The 17647-nt window shown below is 64.7% G+C and carries 17 protein-coding genes and 1 pseudogene; 10 read left to right on the forward strand and 8 right to left on the reverse strand.

Translation table 11 applies throughout. The annotated features are described in order from the left end of the window. Window positions 1-152: 152 nt before the first annotated feature. Window positions 153-1655, forward strand: coding sequence for a YifB family Mg chelatase-like AAA ATPase (locus AC1DCJ_RS07260; protein ID WP_478070544.1), 1503 nt, complete (start codon window positions 153-155; stop codon window positions 1653-1655). 110 nt (window positions 1656-1765) lie between these two features. Here the strand turns inward: AC1DCJ_RS07260 and AC1DCJ_RS07265 are convergent, their stop codons facing one another. Both AC1DCJ_RS07265 and AC1DCJ_RS07270 read right to left on the reverse strand, forming a co-directional pair. Further along, window positions 1766-2014 carry a hypothetical protein gene (locus AC1DCJ_RS07265; protein ID WP_320488974.1) on the reverse strand — a complete coding sequence of 83 codons (249 nt, stop codon included), beginning with the start codon at window positions 2012-2014 and terminating at the stop codon, window positions 1766-1768. A gap of 54 nt (window positions 2015-2068) precedes the next feature. After that, a pseudogene (locus AC1DCJ_RS07270) lies at window positions 2069-2241 on the reverse strand (transposase); the annotation flags it as partial. 311 nt (window positions 2242-2552) lie between these two features. On the opposite strand from AC1DCJ_RS07270, the gene AC1DCJ_RS07275 reads away from it, so the two are divergent. The 5 genes from AC1DCJ_RS07275 to AC1DCJ_RS07295 all read left to right on the forward strand — a co-directional run bounded on the left by AC1DCJ_RS07275 (window position 2553) and on the right by AC1DCJ_RS07295 (window position 7217). Then, window positions 2553-3554 (forward strand): TIGR03571 family LLM class oxidoreductase, encoded by a 1002-nt coding sequence (locus AC1DCJ_RS07275; protein ID WP_478070545.1) that lies wholly within the window; start codon window positions 2553-2555, stop codon window positions 3552-3554. Window positions 3555-3596: 42 nt separating this feature from the next. Next, window positions 3597-4598, forward strand: coding sequence for an aldo/keto reductase (locus AC1DCJ_RS07280; RefSeq protein ID WP_478070546.1), 1002 nt, complete (start codon window positions 3597-3599; stop codon window positions 4596-4598). 258 nt (window positions 4599-4856) lie between these two features. Further along, entirely contained in the window at window positions 4857-5126 is a 270-nt protein-coding gene (locus AC1DCJ_RS07285; protein ID WP_137190667.1) for a helix-turn-helix domain-containing protein, read from the forward strand. Continuing rightward, entirely contained in the window at window positions 5123-6505 is a 1383-nt protein-coding gene (locus tag AC1DCJ_RS07290) for a HipA domain-containing protein (RefSeq protein ID WP_478070547.1), read from the forward strand. The genes AC1DCJ_RS07285 and AC1DCJ_RS07290 overlap by 4 nt, the downstream gene beginning before the upstream one ends. A 40-nt stretch (window positions 6506-6545) precedes the next feature. Beyond that, the gene (locus AC1DCJ_RS07295; protein ID WP_478070548.1) at window positions 6546-7217 is read left to right on the forward strand and encodes a VOC family protein; all 672 of its coding nucleotides are present in this window, start codon (window positions 6546-6548) and stop codon (window positions 7215-7217) included. Between the two features lie 7 nt (window positions 7218-7224). Here AC1DCJ_RS07295 and AC1DCJ_RS07300 read toward each other — a convergent pair whose 3' ends face one another. After that, window positions 7225-8535 carry a TPM domain-containing protein gene (locus AC1DCJ_RS07300; RefSeq protein ID WP_478070549.1) on the reverse strand — a complete coding sequence of 437 codons (1311 nt, stop codon included), beginning with the start codon at window positions 8533-8535 and terminating at the stop codon, window positions 7225-7227. A 531-nt stretch (window positions 8536-9066) separates the two neighbouring features. On the opposite strand from AC1DCJ_RS07300, the gene AC1DCJ_RS07305 reads away from it, so the two are divergent. Then, on the forward strand, window positions 9067-9558 hold the full coding sequence (locus tag AC1DCJ_RS07305) for a GNAT family N-acetyltransferase (RefSeq protein WP_478070550.1): 492 nt from the start codon (window positions 9067-9069) through the stop codon (window positions 9556-9558). Window positions 9559-9573: 15 nt separating this feature from the next. Here the strand turns inward: AC1DCJ_RS07305 and AC1DCJ_RS07310 are convergent, their stop codons facing one another. Then, window positions 9574-10470 carry a LysR family transcriptional regulator gene (locus tag AC1DCJ_RS07310; RefSeq protein WP_478070551.1) on the reverse strand — a complete coding sequence of 299 codons (897 nt, stop codon included), beginning with the start codon at window positions 10468-10470 and terminating at the stop codon, window positions 9574-9576. Window positions 10471-10633: 163 nt separating this feature from the next. Between AC1DCJ_RS07310 and AC1DCJ_RS07315 the strand changes: the two genes are divergently transcribed. Next, window positions 10634-11083: a multidrug/biocide efflux PACE transporter gene (locus AC1DCJ_RS07315; RefSeq protein WP_312237916.1), complete on the forward strand. Its 450-nt coding sequence runs from the start codon at window positions 10634-10636 to the stop codon at window positions 11081-11083. A 304-nt stretch (window positions 11084-11387) separates the two neighbouring features. Here the strand turns inward: AC1DCJ_RS07315 and AC1DCJ_RS07320 are convergent, their stop codons facing one another. The 4 genes from AC1DCJ_RS07320 to AC1DCJ_RS07335 all read right to left on the reverse strand — a co-directional run bounded on the left by AC1DCJ_RS07320 (window position 11388) and on the right by AC1DCJ_RS07335 (window position 14831). Beyond that, complete coding sequence (locus AC1DCJ_RS07320) at window positions 11388-12758, reverse strand: hypothetical protein (RefSeq protein WP_478070552.1); 1371 nt, start codon at window positions 12756-12758, stop codon at window positions 11388-11390. Between the two features lie 413 nt (window positions 12759-13171). After that, on the reverse strand, window positions 13172-13867 hold the full coding sequence (locus AC1DCJ_RS07325; RefSeq protein WP_478070553.1) for a hypothetical protein: 696 nt from the start codon (window positions 13865-13867) through the stop codon (window positions 13172-13174). Between the two features lie 119 nt (window positions 13868-13986). After that, complete coding sequence (locus AC1DCJ_RS07330) at window positions 13987-14499, reverse strand: hypothetical protein (protein ID WP_478070554.1); 513 nt, start codon at window positions 14497-14499, stop codon at window positions 13987-13989. Window positions 14500-14564: 65 nt separating this feature from the next. After that, entirely contained in the window at window positions 14565-14831 is a 267-nt protein-coding gene (locus AC1DCJ_RS07335; RefSeq protein WP_478070555.1) for a helix-turn-helix domain-containing protein, read from the reverse strand. A 497-nt stretch (window positions 14832-15328) separates the two neighbouring features. Between AC1DCJ_RS07335 and AC1DCJ_RS07340 the strand changes: the two genes are divergently transcribed. Together AC1DCJ_RS07340 and AC1DCJ_RS07345 are read left to right on the forward strand one after the other, a co-directional pair. Then, the gene (locus AC1DCJ_RS07340) at window positions 15329-15925 is read left to right on the forward strand and encodes a restriction endonuclease subunit S (protein ID WP_137190681.1); all 597 of its coding nucleotides are present in this window, start codon (window positions 15329-15331) and stop codon (window positions 15923-15925) included. Further along, entirely contained in the window at window positions 15922-17445 is a 1524-nt protein-coding gene (locus AC1DCJ_RS07345; protein WP_478070556.1) for an HsdM family class I SAM-dependent methyltransferase, read from the forward strand. Before AC1DCJ_RS07340 ends, AC1DCJ_RS07345 begins: the two co-directional genes overlap by 4 nt. Window positions 17446-17647 lie beyond the last annotated feature (202 nt).

Below are 17647 nucleotides of genomic sequence, written 5' to 3' on the forward strand. Positions count from 1 at the left end.
GTTCGGGCGGTGCAGGGGGGCGTCCAGTCTAGCGGCAGCGGATGAACGCCCGCGACCGCAGAAGCCCGACGCCACGCCGGTGCGAATGCCTACATACCGGCCTGCACGCACCCGCCATCATCGCCCCCATCCCAAGTAACCCCGGTAACCGCATGAGCCTGGCGCTGGTCCACAGCCGTGCCCGCGCAGGCGTCAACGCGCCTGCCGTCCGCATTGAAGTACTGCTCTCCGGCGGCCTGCCGCACACCCAGATGGTGGGCCTGCCGGAAACCGCCGTGCGCGAATCGCGCGACCGCGTGCGTGCCGCCATCGTCTGTTCGCAGTTCGAGTTTCCACAGCGCCGCATCACCATCAACCTGGCCCCGGCCGATCTGCCCAAGGAAGGCGGTCGCTTTGATCTGGCCATCGCGCTCGGCATTCTGGCCGCCAGCGGGCAGATCGATACGCAGGTGCTGTCGCGCTACGAATTTCTGGGCGAGCTGGCGCTGACCGGTGAACTGCGCGGGGTGAACGGCGTGCTGCCTGCCGCCCTTGCCGCCGCCCGGCTTGGCCGCACGTTGATCGTGCCACCGGAAAACGCCGCCGAAGCCGGCTTGGCCGGGCACGCCGATGTGCGCGTGGCGCGGACGCTGCTGGAAGCATGCGCCGGGCTGGGCGAACGCACGTTGCCCAAGGCCCTGCCCGCCGACGTCGCCAGCCTGCCCATGCCCGACCTGCGCGACGTACGCGGCCAACCGCAGGCACGACGGGCACTGGAAGTAGCCGCTGCCGGGGGCCACCACCTGTTGCTGATCGGCACGCCGGGCTGCGGCAAGACGCTGCTGGCCTCACGGTTGCCCGGCATCCTGCCCGACGCCACCGAGCTGGAGGCACTGGAGACCGCCACGGTGGCGTCCTGCACCGGCGGCGGCATCGACACCGCGCGTTGGCGGCAGCGCCCGTACCGATCCCCGCATCACACGGCCAGCGCGGTGTCGCTGGTGGGCGGCGGCTCGTTCCCGCGTCCGGGCGAAATATCGCTGGCGCACAACGGCGTGCTGTTCCTGGATGAGCTGCCCGAATGGAGCCGGCACGCCCTGGAGGTGCTGCGCGAGCCATTGGAGTCGGGCCAGGTGGTCGTCGCGCGCGCGTCGCGCAGTGAGGCGTTTCCCGCACGCTTCCAGCTGGTGGCTGCGATGAATCCCTGCCCCTGTGGCTGGGCCGGCGACCGGAGCGGGCGCTGTCGCTGCGCGGTCGATGGCATCCAACGCTACCGCGGTCGCGTGTCCGGCCCGCTGCTGGACCGCATCGACCTGCATGTGGAGGTGCCGCGATTGGAGCCGCACGAACTCCGCGATGACACGCCGTGCGGCGAAGACAGCAGCACGGTGCGGGCGCGGGTCGTGGCGGCACGCGAAGTGCAACTGGGCCGCAGCGGGAAGGCCAATGCACAGTTGCAACCCGGAGAGCTGGCGCAGCATTGCCGGCTGTCCACACCGGACAGGCAGCTGCTGGAAGATGCTGTGGAACGGCTGCAGCTGTCCGCGCGGTCGATGCATCGCATTCTTCGCGTGGCGCGGACGGTGGCCGACCTGGAGGGGAGTGAGGAGATTCGGACGGCGCACGTGGCCGAGGCGATCGGGTATCGGCAGTTGGATCGGGGTGGGGGTGGATGAGCTATCGCAATCGCTCAGCACCACGAAAAATCCAAGCTCACGAGAATACACTGCACGTTAATGCATAGGGCTAGATGCACCAGGACATCGCCGTTTCGGCAGCGGCTTCACTACGCCTTGAGCAGCTTTTTGATCCTGACCCAGCACGGCGCAATGATGAACATGGAGATGACCGACCAGTTCTGCCGCAGCTGCATGCCAACGAGCAGGATGAATACATCAACGCCAATCACATTTACCAGCAGCACCACCGACAGCAGCTCCGGATTGGACAGGAACAGGAGCACCGTGGCGAAGCCAATCAGGGCGCCCCACTTCCTGGCAAAGGGTGAACTCAGTTTTTCGCGGAGATAGCCCATTGTCTCAATCGGTCCCGGACCGGTCTGCGTGCAGCCACAGTCTGGCTGCCCTGCGCAAGCACCGAAGAGGATGACTTTTCCCTTGGGCAGGGAGGTTTCTTTTCAAGGTACTTGAGCTCGACTCTTTCACCGATGCAGCCCTGTATCTCATCCGGATAGCACTCATGAATTTCTGTCCAGTAACCGCTACCAAGATAGCCGACCGTCAGAAGGTCACCGTTATGGTTCGCGATGCATTCTTGCCGTGCGCAGGCGTTCGCCCAGCGCACGCAGCTGGCGTTGGGCACGCGGCATCAGAGGGGGAGTTCGCTTGGCCATGCAAGATTAAATTGCATCTCCGAGATTGAATTGCAATTTAATTTTGCATTCACCATCAAATTTCAGGTGGGGCGCAATGGCGGGGCCTGCCCTGGCCTGGGAGAAACCGTAACTATTGATTCCAGCGCAAAAGAAATTCCCGCATTCCCCGCTTACTCCGCAAAGATCCAGCCACCAGACTGTCCGGCATCCGAACCACCGGCCTCCACTGGATCTCCCCATGTCCCCCGTCTCGCACGCATCCAACGCCAGCGCCCTCTCCCGCCTCACCGCCGGCGGCTTCAGCATCGGTGTGGAAGCGCCGCTGGACAACGACTGGACACCCGCCGGCGAACTCGCCCGCCGGAACAGCGGCCGGCTGCCCGGCGAACCGGACATGCAGCGCCATGCGGGCCTGGCCAAGCTAGTGGACCAGCTCGGCTTCCGGGCGTTGTGGGTGCGCGACGTGCCGGTGTACGACCCATCCTTCGGCGATGCCGCGCAGGTGTTCGAGGTGTTCAGCTACCTTGGCTACCTGGCCGGCATCACCCAGAACATCCTGCTGGGCACCGCCGCCGTGGTGCTGCCCATCCGCGAGCCGCTGCTGACCCTCAAGGCGGCCGCCACCGTGCAGCAGCTCAGCGGCAACCGGTTGCTGATGGGCGTGGCCAGCGGTGACCGCCCGGTGGAATACCCGCTGTTCGGCCGTGACTTCCCCAGCCGCGGTGCCAGCTTCCGCAATCAGATAGCGCTGCTGCGCGACCACGCGCGCGCGCACCTGCCCGAACCGCTGGACCTGCTGCCCCGCCCGTCCGCGCCGCTGCCGCTGCTGGTGGCCGGGCTGTCGCAGCAAACCCCTGCATGGATCGGCCAGCACATGGATGGCAGCCTGGCCTTCCCCGGCACGCCGGCGGAGCACGCACATCGCGTGGCCGCGTGGCGCGCGGTGGCCGGTGCCAAACCCTATGCCAGCTTCATCCACCTGGAGCTGGATGCGCGCCCCGACGCGCCCATGAAGCGCTGGCGCTTCGGCTTCAGTGGCGGCCGCACCGCGCTGATCCAGGAGCTGCAGGCCATGCGAGCTGCCGGTGTGGACCACATCGGCCTGCACGTGCGCCGCAACCAGCGCCCGCTGGATGACACCTTCCACGAAATCGCCGAGTACGTCCTGCCGCTGTTCCACACCTGCACGGCCACCGACAACGCGCCCGGCGCGGTAACGCGGGCAACCGCAGAGGCCTGAGCACGACCGCTTTCCCCCCTCCCCCTTTTCATCGAGACACCCATGCGCATTTCCGTTCCCGGCCGGCTGGGCTTTGGCACTGCCCCACTAGGCAACATGTACCGCAACATCCCCGAGCAGGAAGCCCTCGACACCGTCGAGGCCGCCTGGCAACAGGGCATCCGCTACTTCGACGCCGCCCCCATGTACGGCGCCGGCCTTGCCGAGATCCGGCTGGGCACGGCGCTGCAGCAGCACCGGCGCGACGACTACGTGCTCAGCACGAAAGTGGGGCGCTTGATCCTGGATGAGCGCGAAGACACCACCCAGCGCGACCTCGGCGAGAAGGGCGGCCTGTTCGAGCACGGCCTGCCCAACAAGATCGTCTACGACTACACCGCCGACGGCACCCTGCGCGCCCTCGAGGCCAGCCTGGCGCGCCTGAAGACCGACCGCCTGGACATCGTGTGGATTCACGATCCGGCCCGCGACTTCCACGGCGAAGGCTGGCGCGACGTGTTCGACATCGCCATGAACGGCGCGGCCAAGGCCCTGACCCGGCTGCGCGAAGAAGGCGTCATCAGCGCTTGGGGGCTGGGCGTCAACCGCGTCGAGCCCTGCGAAATGGCGCTGCAGCAGGCCGACCCGGACGGCTTCCTGATCGCCGGCCGCTACACCCTGCTGGACCACGCCGACGCGCTGCGCGCCCTGATGCCGGCCAGCACCGCGCGCGGCTTGGGCATCGTGGTGGGCGGCCCGTACAACTCCGGCATCCTGGCCGGCGGCACGCACTACGAATACCAGCAGGCCACGCCAGAGATCCTGGCCCGCGTGGACGCCCTGCGCGCGGTGTGCGCCGAGTTCAACGTGGACATCCGCGCGGCCGCGCTGCAGTTCTCGCTGGCGCATCCGGCCGTGGCGGCGGTGATTCCCGGCGCCAGCCAGCCGAGCCGCATCGCAGAGAACCTGGCGATGCTGGATGCGGAGATTCCGGCTGCGTTCTGGCAGGCGCTGCGCGCGCGTGGGTTGGTGGCGGTGGATGCACCGCTGCCGCAGGCGGGGTAAGGCAAGTTGCTGCGGCGTGGGAGATGGCCGTCATTGGCGGCCCCCGCGATCTTTTCCGGCCGGAACCGACCGGCCCGAAAAATCCTTTCAATCGTGAGGATTTCTCTCCCTTTAGCGACGGAATGCTTGTTAATCCTTACAAACATAAGGAATTTGATCAGAAGGGGCCATGTGCCGACTGAATCCTCACGTTCATAAGGAATATGGCGTACTCTCCAGCTTCAAGCCAAGAGATCCACACGATCGCGAGGATTCCTCATGAAGGTCAAGCTGCAACGCGCCGAAGATCTGGGTGCCTTGGTGCGCGCCACCCGCAAGTACCAGGGCATGCGGCAGGACGACACCGCAGAGGGTATTGGCGTCAGCGAGAACTTCCTGGCCAAGGTCGAACGCGGCGGCGGAACCGTGCAATGGCAGAAGCTGTTCAATGTGTTGAGCGAGCTCGGTCTGCAGGTTGAGATCGACGTTCCGGATGCTGCCATGGCGCGGCTGCACGAGCAGCCGAAGAAGAAGGCACGCACGCCGTGAACCCAACGCCCCCCAGCACCGGTGAGGCATCGGCCGCAGACAGCGTGGCGATGGAAGGCATGCATGCACCCGAGCGTTCACTCCTGGCCACCATCGAGGGCCAGTCTGTGGGCACCCTGCAGGAGCACCGCAACCTGTGGCGCTTCGAGTACACGACGGCTTGGCGTGACACTCCCGATGGATTCGATCTGTCGCCGTGGCTGCCGCGCCGCGATGCACGCATTGTCGATGGCGGCACGTCGCGGCCGGTGCAGTGGTACTTCGACAACCTGCTGCCCGAAGAGCACCTGCGTGTACGCATCGCCACCGAAGCGAACATCGCAGGCAACGATGACTTTGCCCTGCTGGCTCACGATGGCGCCGAGTCGGCCGGTTCACTGACGCTGCTGCCGCCCGGCAAAACGCTGGCACCGGGCACCCGGGTGCCCTTGTCAGACGCGGAGCTGTCCCGCCGCATCGGCAAACTGCCGCGGTTCTCGCTCAGCAGTGGTGCGGAAAAGCGCATGTCGCTCGCCGGTGCGCAGCACAAGCTGGCGGTGATTGAAGACGGTGGCCTGTACCAGCCAGTCGGCGATGCAGCGTCCACGCATATCCTCAAGCCCGACAGCAGCGATCCCGATTACCCCCACACGGTGATCAACGAGTGGTTCACCCTGCGGCTGGCGCGTGCCATGGGTTTGGCAACCCCCGATGTGCAACGCCGCTACGTGCCCGAGCCGGTGTTCCTGATCGCGCGCTTCGACCGCGAGGTCACCGGCGACGGCGTCCGTCGCCTGCATGCCATCGACGGCTGCCAGCTGCTCAACCTGCCACGTAGTGCCAAGTACGCCTCTGCAACCGTGCAGAACCTGGCCGCCATCGTGGAGCATTGCCGCGAGAAACTCAGCGCAAGGCGTCGCCTGTTCGACTGGTTGGTCTTCAATGTGTTGACCGGCAACGATGACGCCCATTTGAAGAACCTGAGTTTCAGCGTGGGCAAGGACGGTATCGACCTGGCGCCGCACTACGACCTGGTCAGCACCGTGGCGGGAAGCACACGCGCCTACAAGCAGGAGCATGCGGCGTGGCCACAGGCATCAACCGTGGCGGGAGACATCATGGGGGTGAAGCGCTTTGCCGACATCACGCCAGAGGTGCTCATCGAAGCAGCGGTGGCGCTGAAGCTGCCGGCACGCATGGCGCAGCGACGGGTGGCCACCATGGCCGCCACCATCGTGGGCGAAGCCGAGGCGCTCTATGCCACCGTCGAGCAGGAAAACCAGCAGTGGGCCAGCGTTGCCGGGGTCACTCGGGAAGGTGAGATGCGCATGCTGCGCACCATCATCCACGTAGTCATCAAGCACATGGCCGCACAGCTGCAAGCGCCCACACCAGCGTAGCCACTAGACGCCTGCCCCGCACCGTCGCACCATGGCAGGCATGCGCATTGAACAGCTCACGCTCCCCACTGCCGACGTTGCCGCCACGGCCGCCTATTTCGCCGACGTGCTGCAGCTTCCCGTGCATGACGCAACGGTCACGCTCGGCTGGAGCCAGCTCCACCTCATCCCCGCAGGCACCCTCCCCGTGGGCGGTGTCCACCTCGCCTTCAACGTGCCGCACAACCGCTTCGCCGCCGCCACCGCCTGGCTGGATGCGCGCGCCACGCGCCAGCGCAACGCCGAAGGCCAGGAGCATTTCACCTTCGAAGGCCGGTGGGATTCCGAATCCATCTACTTCACCGGGCCCGATGACCTCATCCTCGAACTCATCGCCCGCCGTCGCCTGCCCGCGTCGGAGCGCACCGGCGCGTTCCACGGCAGCGAAATGACCTGCATCAGCGAAGTGGGCGTGCCGACCAACGCCGTCGCCGCGCTGCAGACCCGGATTGAAACCACCTTCGGCCTGGTGCCGCTGTCCACGCCCACGCCCTACTTCGCGCCCATGGGCGATGACGAAGGCCTGCTGATCGTGGTGGATGCCACCCGCCGCTGGTTCCCCGAGCAACGTTGGCTGCCCAATGCGCAGGGCCTGCAGGTGCGGCTGAGCGGCGTGCATGCCGGTGCGGTGCTGGAAGATGCCGCACTGGGCTGGCGCGTGCAGTCCGCGTAACCCGGCGCTACCAGCTGCCCGAGGCACCCCCGCCGCCACTGCGCCCGCCACCGCCGGACCAGCTGCTGGACGAGCTGGACGAACTGCTGGACGAGCTGCTGCTCGAGTCGCGGTCGCTGCGCCGCGTGCGCCGCCCACCCTTGCCCCGGCTGCCCGGCTGCGGGCGCTGGTGGAAGCCCATCACCATGGTCCAGGTGATGTAGAGGAAGAAGCCACCGGCAATCACCATCACCAAGCCCGCGTCATCGCCGAACTTCGCATAGGTGCGATGGACCAGCCACGCGTACACCGCCGATACCCCGCACAGGAACACCAGCCGCACGAAGAACCCCAACTTGCCGGTGCGCCAGCTGGTGCGTAGCGCGGCCACCCACAAGGTGACCAGGCCCACCGCGATGGACAGCACAAACACCAGCAGCACATGCAGCGCCAGGCTGGGAACCGGCCGGCCCATCGACACACTGGCCACGCTGGCCCCGACCGCGGCCACCAGCAGGAATGAGAGCACCCAGCGCGCCCGGCGGCTGTCCACCCACAGCCAGCCCAGCACCATGGCCACCGGCACCAGCATGCCCATGGCGATCGCCAGCGCGGCGGTAGCACCGGGGGTGATCAGCGCGCAGGCCAGCGCGCCCACGCACACCACCGCAAGCATGAGCGACGGAACGCGCCACCAGCGGCTGGGCACGCCACGCTGCCCCGCGCGGCGGGCCCATGCACCCACCAGCGCCCCGGCCAGCAGCGCCAGCGCCACGATGCTGTCGCCACGGCGCCAGTCCTGCGGCAGGCGCACCACGTTGTCGGTCTCGGCAGGCAGCGGCAGCGCCTCGCCGTCGATCAGGCCCACCAGCAGCGCGCTGCCATCGAGGATGCCCTGGCCGGGTTCGCCCTCGCGCAGCCGCGGAATGATGGCCTGGTCGATGATGCGCTGCGCATACGCATCGGGGATGGCCCCTTCCAGCCCGTAACCGGTCTGGATGCGCACGCGGCGGTCGCCCATCGCCAGCAGCAGCAACACCCCATCATCCACGCCCTTGCGGCCGATCTGCCACTGGTCGAACACACGCTGCGAATACGCTTCGATGCCCTCGTCACCGGCGCTGTCGACCACCAGCACCTGCAGCTGCGCACCGCGCCGTGCCTGCAGCTCCAGCGCCTGGGTGCGGAGGTGCTGGGCTTCATCGGCCGACAGCACCTGCATGGTGTCCACCACCGGGTCGTGCAGGTCGGGGATGGGGGTGGGCGCGGCCAGCGCCAGTACCGGCAGCAGGCACAGCACCATCACCCACTGCCACAGTTGCGTCGTCCTGGCGTGCATCACAGCGTCCGGTTGCTTGATGCCCGCATGCTACGCGATGCGCCGCAGCCCGGCGCAAACGAAGAAGCCCCGCATTACGCGGGGCTTCCGGGGGGGCCTTGCCGGTGGCCGTCACTCCTCCTCGTCCTGCCACCCCTGCTGCTGGTTCTGGTTGCGCTGCTGCTCTTCCTGCTGCTGTTGCTGCTGGTCGCGTTGATTCTGGGAATCCTGCTTGCGCTGCTGGGTCATGGAAGGTCTCCGGAGCCCACCGACGGAATGCCGGGGTGGGGCAATGCTGTGCAGCGCCGGGTTAAGGACGCGTGGGAGAAACCTCAGAAAATCGTCAAGCCAGCCGCACCCACGCGTGCCCATGCCGCGCAGTGCCTGCAATGGCTGCGTTTGCGGGGGAATGGCCGTGCATATGGCGGTGCGTAATGGCCACATACTCCGCCCGCCGTGCCTGCTCAGCTGCGTGAATGGGCTACCTGTGCAGCAGCGAGGCAGCCGCCTATGATGGCCGCCACCCTCGCCCCGCCCGGAAAGGAATGCCCCATGCGAGGACTCACGCTCAGCGCCGCCTCGGTTGCCGACACCGACGTGCTGCACCGTCTGCTGCAGCTGTATTACTTCGAAGCGTCGGCCTGGAGCGGCGAGCAGATCGCCCCCGACGGCACCTACGACTGCGCCCGCGCCGATGTGGAAGCCAACCTGCGCGAGACGCCCACGTGGGCGCAGTTGCTGTGGCTGGACGGCGTGCTGTGCGGGTTCGTGCTCGTGGACGAGGTGGAGCACGAGGGCCAGCGTATTCCCGAACTGGCCGACCTGTTCGTGCTGCCCACGCACCGCGGCAAGGGCATCGCACGCGAGGTGGTTGCCCGCTTGGTGCTGCCGGGCAGTGGCCGCTGGTTGCTGGCCACGTTCCGCAACGACACGGCGGCCCATGCGTTCTGGCGCAGGAACCTGCCGAAGATGGGCCTGACCATCGAGACGCCGGCGCCGCCCGACGACTCGGACTTCCACTTCTTCCTGATCAGCGCAGCGTAGCCCCCGCCTGCACCCCTACGCCGACGGCGGCTGGCGTCCGGCCACCGCGTTGAGCCAAGCGTGCTTGAGGAAATCGCGCACGGCCTGGAAGCGCGGCGTTTCATACAGCGAGCGGTGCGTCCACAGCCACACGTCCTGGGTGAGTGCCGGCGCATCGCGCACGCGCACCAGGCCGCCCACGTGTTCGGCCACCGTGCGTTCAATCACGCCAAGCCCGCCGCCGGCGGTCACGCCGTCCAGCACGCCCACCGAATAGTTGCAGCGCAGCCACGGGCGGTTGGCGCCGGGCAAGGTGCGCAGCCAGCGTTCCACCTCGAACTCCACGCGCGGCTCGTCCAGCCCCACGAATTCCAGTTCATGCCACGCCTGGTTGGCGATGGCTGTCTGCCGCCGCGCGGCGTAGGCCTGGTTGGCGTACAGCGCGTACTCCACCCGCCCCACGCGGTCGCCGCGCAGGTCGGTGGTGTCGGGCGGGCCGTAGCGCAGCAGCGCATCGGCCTCGCGGCGGGCCAGGTTGTAGGGCTCGCGCGAGGTGAGCACCTCCACGCCCAGGCCAGGGTGCAGGCGGTTCAGCCCGGGCAGCAGGGTGATCAGCAGGAAGCTGGCCCATTCGTCGGCGTTGATCCGCACCGTGCCCACCAGCTCCTTGGGCGTATCGGCCTCGCGGGCGATCTCGTCGGCGGCCTCTTCCATCTGCTCGGCCAGCGCGAACACCCGCTGCCCCAGCTCGGTGGGAATGCAGCCGGTGGACGTGCGCTCCACCACCTTGCCGCCCAAGCGCTCTTCCAGCGCATCCAGCCGGCGCGACAGCGTGGCCGTGCTCATGCGCGCGGCCTTGGCGGCTTCGCGCAGGGTGCCGCCGCGCACTACTGCCAGCAGCACCATCAGGTTGTCCCAGGGAAAGTGTTTCATATATGAAACGGCCGCCTACGTTATTGGGGGTTTTTCACCAATTTTGAAACTTATACCATGGCCCCCGGGCGCGCTACGAGCGTTGATCGCCGCCCCCTCCCCCTCCTTCGATCCGCTCCCCGCGCTGCCGGCCCTGCCGGCGGCGACCATCAGGTGCTGCACCATGAAAGCTGAAAAGACCCTCTGGGACCGTGTTGTCCACGCCGTGCTGTTTGAAGGCATTGCCCTGTGCCTGTGCGCACCGGTGATGTCGTACGTGCTGGGCAAGTCGCTGTTCGACACCGGCGTGCTCACCATCGCCCTGGCCACCTGCGCCATGCTGTGGAACATGCTCTACAACGCGATGTTCGAGCGCGTGGAAAAGAAGTTCGGGTTCAAGCGGACCGTGCCGGTGCGCATCGGGCATGCGGTGGGCTTTGAAGGCGGGCTGGTGCTGGTGGTGGTGCTGCTGGCCGCGTGGTGGCTGTCCATTTCCTACTGGGATGCGTTCCTTTTGGAGATGGGGCTGATCGCGTTCTTCCTGCCTTACACGTATGTGTACAACCTGGTGTATGACAAGGTGCGGGAGCGGTTGGTGCGGCGTGGGGATGCTGCGCGGGTTAGCGAGGCCTAACTGAGCATCGGAGTTGGGGCGGAGCGCCTGGTCCGCTCTCTTTTCCGGGGTTGATGTCCGATTCCGGCCAGAAGCGGACATTACAGACACATACGGCTTGAAGAGCAGCGTAGTGCTTCCTTCCAACGGAATTCATAAAGAGCTTAGTTCAGGTATAGCAGAGCTCCACGGCTCCAAGGCGGAATCCCGGACATAGCGCGACTCACTGACTTTGCTGCGATTAGAGTGAGTGGATTGCACCACTCATCATCGCGGCCCCGTTCGACCGCGGCCTTGCATCTGCGGCTCAGTCTCGCACTCACTTTTAGGCATCCTCTTCAAGCTCCTGGATTTCGGGAGGACGCCAACCATCAGACTGGAGAGCATTGATAGCTGCGTCATAGATCAGGATTCGCCGCACACCATGCAGGTGAAGATAGAATCGATCACGAACTTCTACGGGCGGAAGATTATCAACGCCTGTGTCGCGCAGTAGCGCAGCGAGGAGCAGACTGGTATCACCTGCATCCCAATTTTGACCATTATCGATCACAGCATCTAGGACTTGACCTATCTGCTGGCCATTCAAACTGTTAGCGAAGGGCTGTATCAACTCTCTGAAGTTGAGCTCCGAGCGTCGCCAGCCGGCTGAACCTCTGTACTCAGAAAGCACTCTTGGCCAAAGCTGAACACGTGGCAGATGAGCAACTGACTCAAGAAGTTGCTCGCGGCTCATATTTTCGATCAGCGCAAGAAGTGGTTCCCTAAATTTCGGGAAGGAGACGCCCGCAAGAACTCGCTGGTCAAGTACGGGTGCGTTTCGAGCGTTGTCCACCGTTGCCTGCAATGCTATCTGAGTTGGAGGCTGCAGGCGGGGCCAGAAATCATGGAAAGACCCAAGAAAGTCGATGGCCCGGGGCCGATCCGCGGGGGATAAATTGTCTAGCAGCAGTACAATCGCCCCTGCCAGCTCTGGCCAAGCGTCCGGCGTGCGCTCTCGAATCGCTATCAATGATGAAATGATCTTCTGCTGATGTGACTCCCAAGTCACCGGAACTCCCTTAAGCAAAGACTTCGCGAGAACAGTGCCGAAATTTCTGACGTTCTGCGCACGAACTCTCGAAAGATAGCGTTGTTCGACGTAATCCACGATGCGCTCATGAATCGTCGGAAAGCCGAGGGACTGCACATCTACGTCGAAGAGCTCGGAGATCGCTCTGCCCTGCAGGGGCTCTTGGGAAAGAACAAGATCCACCGCATTCACGAGGTGAAGTCGGACCAGCTCGGCTGATGGCTCGAAGAGATCTGCTTCTGCAGAGAAAGCGGGGTGCGCACAAAGATGCCTGTCTTCCCGTAGCCTATCCAACTGTGTCCGCGCAATCCGATTGACCACCTGAGTATTGACGGTAGCATCTTCGATGATCGTGCGTTCCAAATTGAGCAACCGGGAAACATCTCCCGCGGTGGTTGCGTTGTCCCATGAGACTAGGAATGCTGTTGCTGCAGCATCGCCTAGCGCGCTGAGCGCTCGATACTTTGCGATCAAATCGTAGACAATCGCCACCCATGCCGATGTGAGAGCACCGCGTAGTGCCCCAGCCTTGTAGGCCTTTACTGCATCAAGGAAGTAGACCTTGGAGCGCGGATTTCGGATGCGCGTGAGAAGTATATCGAGATCGATAAAGGCCGTATCCACTTCTTTTCATCCATGCGCTTTAAGGGAGTGATAGTTTGGAAGCTGTCGGCGCATCAGACGCCTTTACAGCCCAGGCTCTAGTCCGACCAAGGCATTCCTGCTCTCATGCCTGCCAAATTTTGAGCTTACGTCATCCTCCAACCCAACGCCATTTTATCGTCTTCGGTAAAGCCTAACCAAAAAGCTCCATGGCCGTCTTGAATGGGACAGGTCAGTGGGCGTCCCGATCTTATCTCTTATCTCTTCGCGATGAACAATCATGGTCGAGAATGGCGAGCCCCCGGCAAGCACCCTCCGGCCATGTTCTACTGGCGGGAGTTGAGGAGAGAGCGGCGCACGCAAACCCCATCGACTGAATTGCAAACTTCCACCGCGGCGGGGTCATAACGCCGCCTTGCTGCTTCTGGTCGGCCCTACCCCAAAGCAAACTCGAGCTGATCGAAGAAGCGCGGGATACTCTCGTACTGGTACATCCTCCAGTAGGTGCGCGCTTGCTGGTCTATCCTCATATGCCCAAATAGAAGAAAATCGGGCATCGATGGAAACGTACGCGACGCCGCTGCACGGGAAGCCGCGTCGACATCGTTGAAGTAGTCGCTCCCCATGAAGGGCGCGTCAAAGCTACGTATCACCTCCCCCACGATCACAAGTGCGGCCACTACGTGGACCATATCGAGGAGTTCGAGCTCGTACTCCTGCAAAGAAAGATGCGCCGCTGCGCGATCGGCATGCTGCTTTAGAAGACCGACCCGCTTGTGAAGTCGACCGGGCGCTTTCAGCAGATCAGTATCCGTACGTGCATATTCACGGAAGAATTCTCTTAAGAAGACGAGGGCGCGATGAGCATCATCGAAAGTATTGCCTCCGCGCTCGGACCAGTAGCGCGCATGCTCTTCAAGCACGGCGTCGGACAGGCGCCCGAAATTGCCCCCAGTAAGATCTGGCTTCGCGGCATGATCAAAGACTTTCCGGCAGCTCAGAGACAGTGAGTTCAGCGTTGAAAACTCTAGGTACGACTGTGCAACGCGAAAGGGAAAGTCGTCCGAAGCCTTCGCATCTTCAATAGCGTGCGCGGTGCCAAGGAAGTAGTAGAACGCCGGCAGGATCATGCTCGCACGTGACATGACCCCGCGCAGGAAGTGGACTGATCGTAGCTTGCCGTGGAGCCGAAAAGGCTCCTCCTTCCGTTGCATCCTCTCTGCACGCGCCTCCAGATCGAATTTTCGCCTCATCGCTTCGTGCTCGCCTGACTGCACTTCTCAAGAGTCAGAAGATGACGCTTGATTGGATCCAGAACGCAGATATGAGAACCGCAGAGCTTGTATAAGAGAGCACTTGGCGCAGATTCATTGCGACTCGCGCAGTCAAGGTTCATGCCCTCGATGATCGAATCCGATGTAGCTTCCTCGCTGAAGCACTCCGACCATCCGTCGAACTTTTTAATAGGTTTGACCTGGAACGGCTTCATGCGGCTCAAGAACTCCCGCTCTGCCACTAGCGCGTCGCCTTCGAGCTGGTAGTGCACCTCGTGCAGCACCTCAAACTCGTAAGGCAGGTTCTGGATGTACTTCTTCTTTTCGACCAGGGCGAGCTGGAACTTCTGACTCAGAGATAGCCCGCTGCCGACGACCTTCGTGGTCCCAAAGCTAAGTCGAGACGACGCGCCATACCTAGTGACGCCCATCTTTCGAAAAGACTCGGTGCCATCGGGTGCAAAGAGGCGTGCAAGGTAAAGCCACATTCCATCCAATTTTCGATCTCCGCTTTAAACGAGGCGGCGTATAACCCGATCCGGAAATTTTGACGCTAACGCTTCGCGCTGGTCCGCTTCTTCTTCAACCGAGCCTCAAATTCCGCGACCGCGTCCGCCAGTGAGACACCGCAGACCCCGGCCAAGTCCCTTAGCTCGATCAGGTCCAGGCGTCTCGTACCCCTCTCAACATCACTCAAGTGAGACTGGGTGACACCGAGCTGCGCCGATACGTCGGTCTGGGTGAGACCTGCCTCCAAACGCATTTCCCGGACCAATTCGACTAGAACTGCGTACTCCGGACGATAGATGGTCTTTGGCATGGCCGCGTATATGGGAAGAGCGGCTTCCAAAGCTATATCCCACTTCCATATATCGGAACATACGATACGCTAGAGACTCTTCCAAGGCGGAGAGAACGAATGGATGTGTTGACGTCGGGCCTTCTTCGGCCGTGCGAGAGGCGACTCCAGTGCGGTCGCCGCGGCTCTGACCTTTTTCGACGCCCTCTATGGGCCTTACATAGATGTTGGAACCACGTATCTTTGGCGGCTACTGGATGGCCCCTTGTACAGGTGGCAACTGCGAACGCAGCGCCTATTCTTGCTCCGCGCACCGCCAGCTTGCGCACGAAGACTCCCACCATCACCCCCACCTCTCCAAACCCCCAACTCCAGTTCACCGCATCGTTCGCACCAGCTGCGACCCCCTGCGAGCTTCATCCCACTTCCGCACATCCACCGCACTCCACTTCGCATCATCGCGAATGCTGCCCACCTGTTCGGTTGACCCTCTGCATACCCGAACGCATGGTGCACGCATGAACACACTCACGCGCATTGCCCTGCTCGGCGACGTGGCCAGCATCCGCCAAGGCCACCCCTTTCGCGGTGCCATTGCCGCCGTGCCGGAGGGCCCGGTGCAGGTCATTCAACTCAAGAATCTTGCCCTGGATGGGCTGCAGGAACGCGACCACCTGCTGCGCACCGCACTGCGTGCGCGCAAGCCGCCCGACTGGGTGCAGGATCAGGATGTTCTGATCGCCGGGCGCGGCAATCATCCGCTGGCGATGCTGCTGCACAACCCGCCAGAATCCACGGTGTGCAGCCCGCACCTGTATGTGCTGCGGGTGTGCACGCCCGATCTGCTGCCGGCCTTCCTGGCATGGCAGTTGAACCAGCGCGCGGCGCAAGCCTACCTGCGCCAGCAGGCGGCCGGGTCGCGCCAGCAGAGCCTGCGCAAAACAGCGGTGGCGCAGTTGCCGGTGCACGTGCCACCGGTGGCGCAGCAGCGGCGCATTGTGGGCATTGCCAGTGCGGCGCAGGCCGAACAGCGCTGCCTGGAAGCGCTGATCCACATTCGCCAACAGGAGATTGCCGTGGTGGCCGAGCAGGTGTTGCAAGGGAGTGGTGCATGAAGATGATGGCGGGCCTGCCCGGTGCACATGCCACGCACGCCGCGCTGAGCGCCGCGCGCGAACCCCTCAACGACGCCGCCGATGGCAACGCGGCCACTTACTTGCTGTTGGCGCTGTTGCTGCTCAAGATTGCCAGCGACACCGACGCCGCCGCGCAGGACCCGGATCAAACCTACGGCGCACCGCTGCACTGGCCACCCACCGCACCCGGGGCACAGCTGCTGGTGGTGCCACCCGAGGCGCGCTTTGAGCTGCTGTTTCGCCAGCGTTTCGCCCCCGGCAATGACCGCCGCATCACCACCGCGCTGCAGCAGCTCACCCAGGCCAACCGCGCCACGCTGGCCGAGGTGTTCGATGTGCTGCGCCTGCACGACGGCTGGCCGCGCGACGCCGAGCAGCGCGATGTGGCGCTCTCTCGCGTACTGGGCCGCATGACCGTGCCGGCGCTGGACTTCCGCCCCCTGCGCGGCACCTACCGGGCCGACATCGGGCAAGCCGTGGACCGCCTGCTGGAACGCAGCCAGCCCCGCCGCAGCCCCGCGCCCGTGGTCCACGTGCCCGACCCGCTGGGCTGGCTGATGGCCGGGCTGATGGACCCGCGCGAGGACGAAACCATCTGCGATGTGGCCTGCCACCACGGCAGCCTGCTGCTGGCGGCCAGCCGCTGGGCGCGCACCACCCACGGCGCACGCCGGCACCAGTTGCTGGGGCAGGAAGAGAACGACACCGCATGGGCCTGCGCGCGCCTGCGCCTGCTGTTGCATGGCGAAGACAACCACGCGGTGCATGCGGGCATGCCGCTGCTGCACGACGCCCTGGTGGATGCCACCGGGGAGCTGCGGCGGTTCCACGTGCAGCTCACGCGCCCGCCGTTTGCGCTGGCGTGGTCGCCCGAGCGCGGCATCCGCGATACGCACCAGCGTTTTGTGCATGGCATGCCGCCACGCCAGTGGGGCCACCTGGCGCTGTTGCAGCATATGGTGAGAACGATGGACCGGCACACCGGGCGCATTGCGATGGTGGTGCCGCACGGGGTGCTGTTCCGCGATGGTGAGGAGGCGCTGATTCGCCGCAGCCTGCTGGACGCCAACCTGATTGAGGCCGTGGTCGGCCTCCCCGACCGGCTGTTTGCGGGTAGCCCGGTGGCCACTGCGCTGCTGGTGCTGCGTGCGATGCGCGACGACGAGAACGTGCTGTTTGTGGACGCGCGCCAGCTGCAGCCGGCCACCAAGCGTGGCCCCCGGCTGGACCAGGCCGCTGCAGAGCAGGTGCTGGCGCTGTGCCGCCGCCGCGAGGACGTAGCCGGCGTGGCCTGTCTGGCGACGCCGCAGATGCTGGCCCTGCAGGGCAGCAACCTGAGCATTGCGCGTTATGTGCAGCCGGGCGAGCACACCCAGGTGCCCACGCTGGAGGCGCTGCGGGGGCAGCGTGCACGGTTGCGTTCGCGGTTGGGTGCGTTGGAGCAGGCACTGGACGGTGATCTGGCAGAGCTGGAAGAGCGGCCAGCAAAAGCGGGCTGACACTGCGGCGCGTGCCGGGTTGATTGGCGCCCGCTATGTGCATGCTTCGGTGCATTGAAACTGTTCACTGCACCGTGCAGCGGATGTGCAGGAAACGGAATGGTGCACACGGCGTGGCGCGTAGCGGCTGCGCCAGACTGCGGGCATGCGCTATCGAACCTTCTGCTTCGCCACGCCGCCGCTGTTCCGTTTCCCGCTGCAA

The organism is Stenotrophomonas sp. 10N36, from assembly GCF_056395005.1.

Excerpts from the sequence above, each read along its gene's own strand:
- AC1DCJ_RS07260 (WP_478070544.1), top strand. The coding sequence starts at position 153 with ATGAGCCTGGCGCTGGTCCACAGCCGTGCCCGCGCAGGCGTCAACGCG.
- AC1DCJ_RS07265 (WP_320488974.1), bottom strand. The coding sequence starts at position 2,014 with ATGGGCTATCTCCGCGAAAAACTGAGTTCACCCTTTGCCAGGAAGTGG.
- AC1DCJ_RS07275 (WP_478070545.1), top strand. The coding sequence starts at position 2,553 with ATGTCCCCCGTCTCGCACGCATCCAACGCCAGCGCCCTCTCCCGCCTC.
- AC1DCJ_RS07280 (WP_478070546.1), top strand. The coding sequence starts at position 3,597 with ATGCGCATTTCCGTTCCCGGCCGGCTGGGCTTTGGCACTGCCCCACTA.
- AC1DCJ_RS07285 (WP_137190667.1), top strand. The coding sequence starts at position 4,857 with ATGAAGGTCAAGCTGCAACGCGCCGAAGATCTGGGTGCCTTGGTGCGC.
- AC1DCJ_RS07295 (WP_478070548.1), top strand. The coding sequence starts at position 6,546 with ATGCGCATTGAACAGCTCACGCTCCCCACTGCCGACGTTGCCGCCACG.
- AC1DCJ_RS07300 (WP_478070549.1), bottom strand. The coding sequence starts at position 8,535 with ATGCACGCCAGGACGACGCAACTGTGGCAGTGGGTGATGGTGCTGTGC.
- AC1DCJ_RS07305 (WP_478070550.1), top strand. The coding sequence starts at position 9,067 with ATGCGAGGACTCACGCTCAGCGCCGCCTCGGTTGCCGACACCGACGTG.
- AC1DCJ_RS07310 (WP_478070551.1), bottom strand. The coding sequence starts at position 10,470 with ATGAAACACTTTCCCTGGGACAACCTGATGGTGCTGCTGGCAGTAGTG.
- AC1DCJ_RS07315 (WP_312237916.1), top strand. The coding sequence starts at position 10,634 with ATGAAAGCTGAAAAGACCCTCTGGGACCGTGTTGTCCACGCCGTGCTG.
- AC1DCJ_RS07325 (WP_478070553.1), bottom strand. The coding sequence starts at position 13,867 with ATGATCCTGCCGGCGTTCTACTACTTCCTTGGCACCGCGCACGCTATT.
- AC1DCJ_RS07330 (WP_478070554.1), bottom strand. The coding sequence starts at position 14,499 with ATGTGGCTTTACCTTGCACGCCTCTTTGCACCCGATGGCACCGAGTCT.
- AC1DCJ_RS07335 (WP_478070555.1), bottom strand. The coding sequence starts at position 14,831 with ATGCCAAAGACCATCTATCGTCCGGAGTACGCAGTTCTAGTCGAATTG.
- AC1DCJ_RS07340 (WP_137190681.1), top strand. The coding sequence starts at position 15,329 with ATGAACACACTCACGCGCATTGCCCTGCTCGGCGACGTGGCCAGCATC.
- AC1DCJ_RS07345 (WP_478070556.1), top strand. The coding sequence starts at position 15,922 with ATGAAGATGATGGCGGGCCTGCCCGGTGCACATGCCACGCACGCCGCG.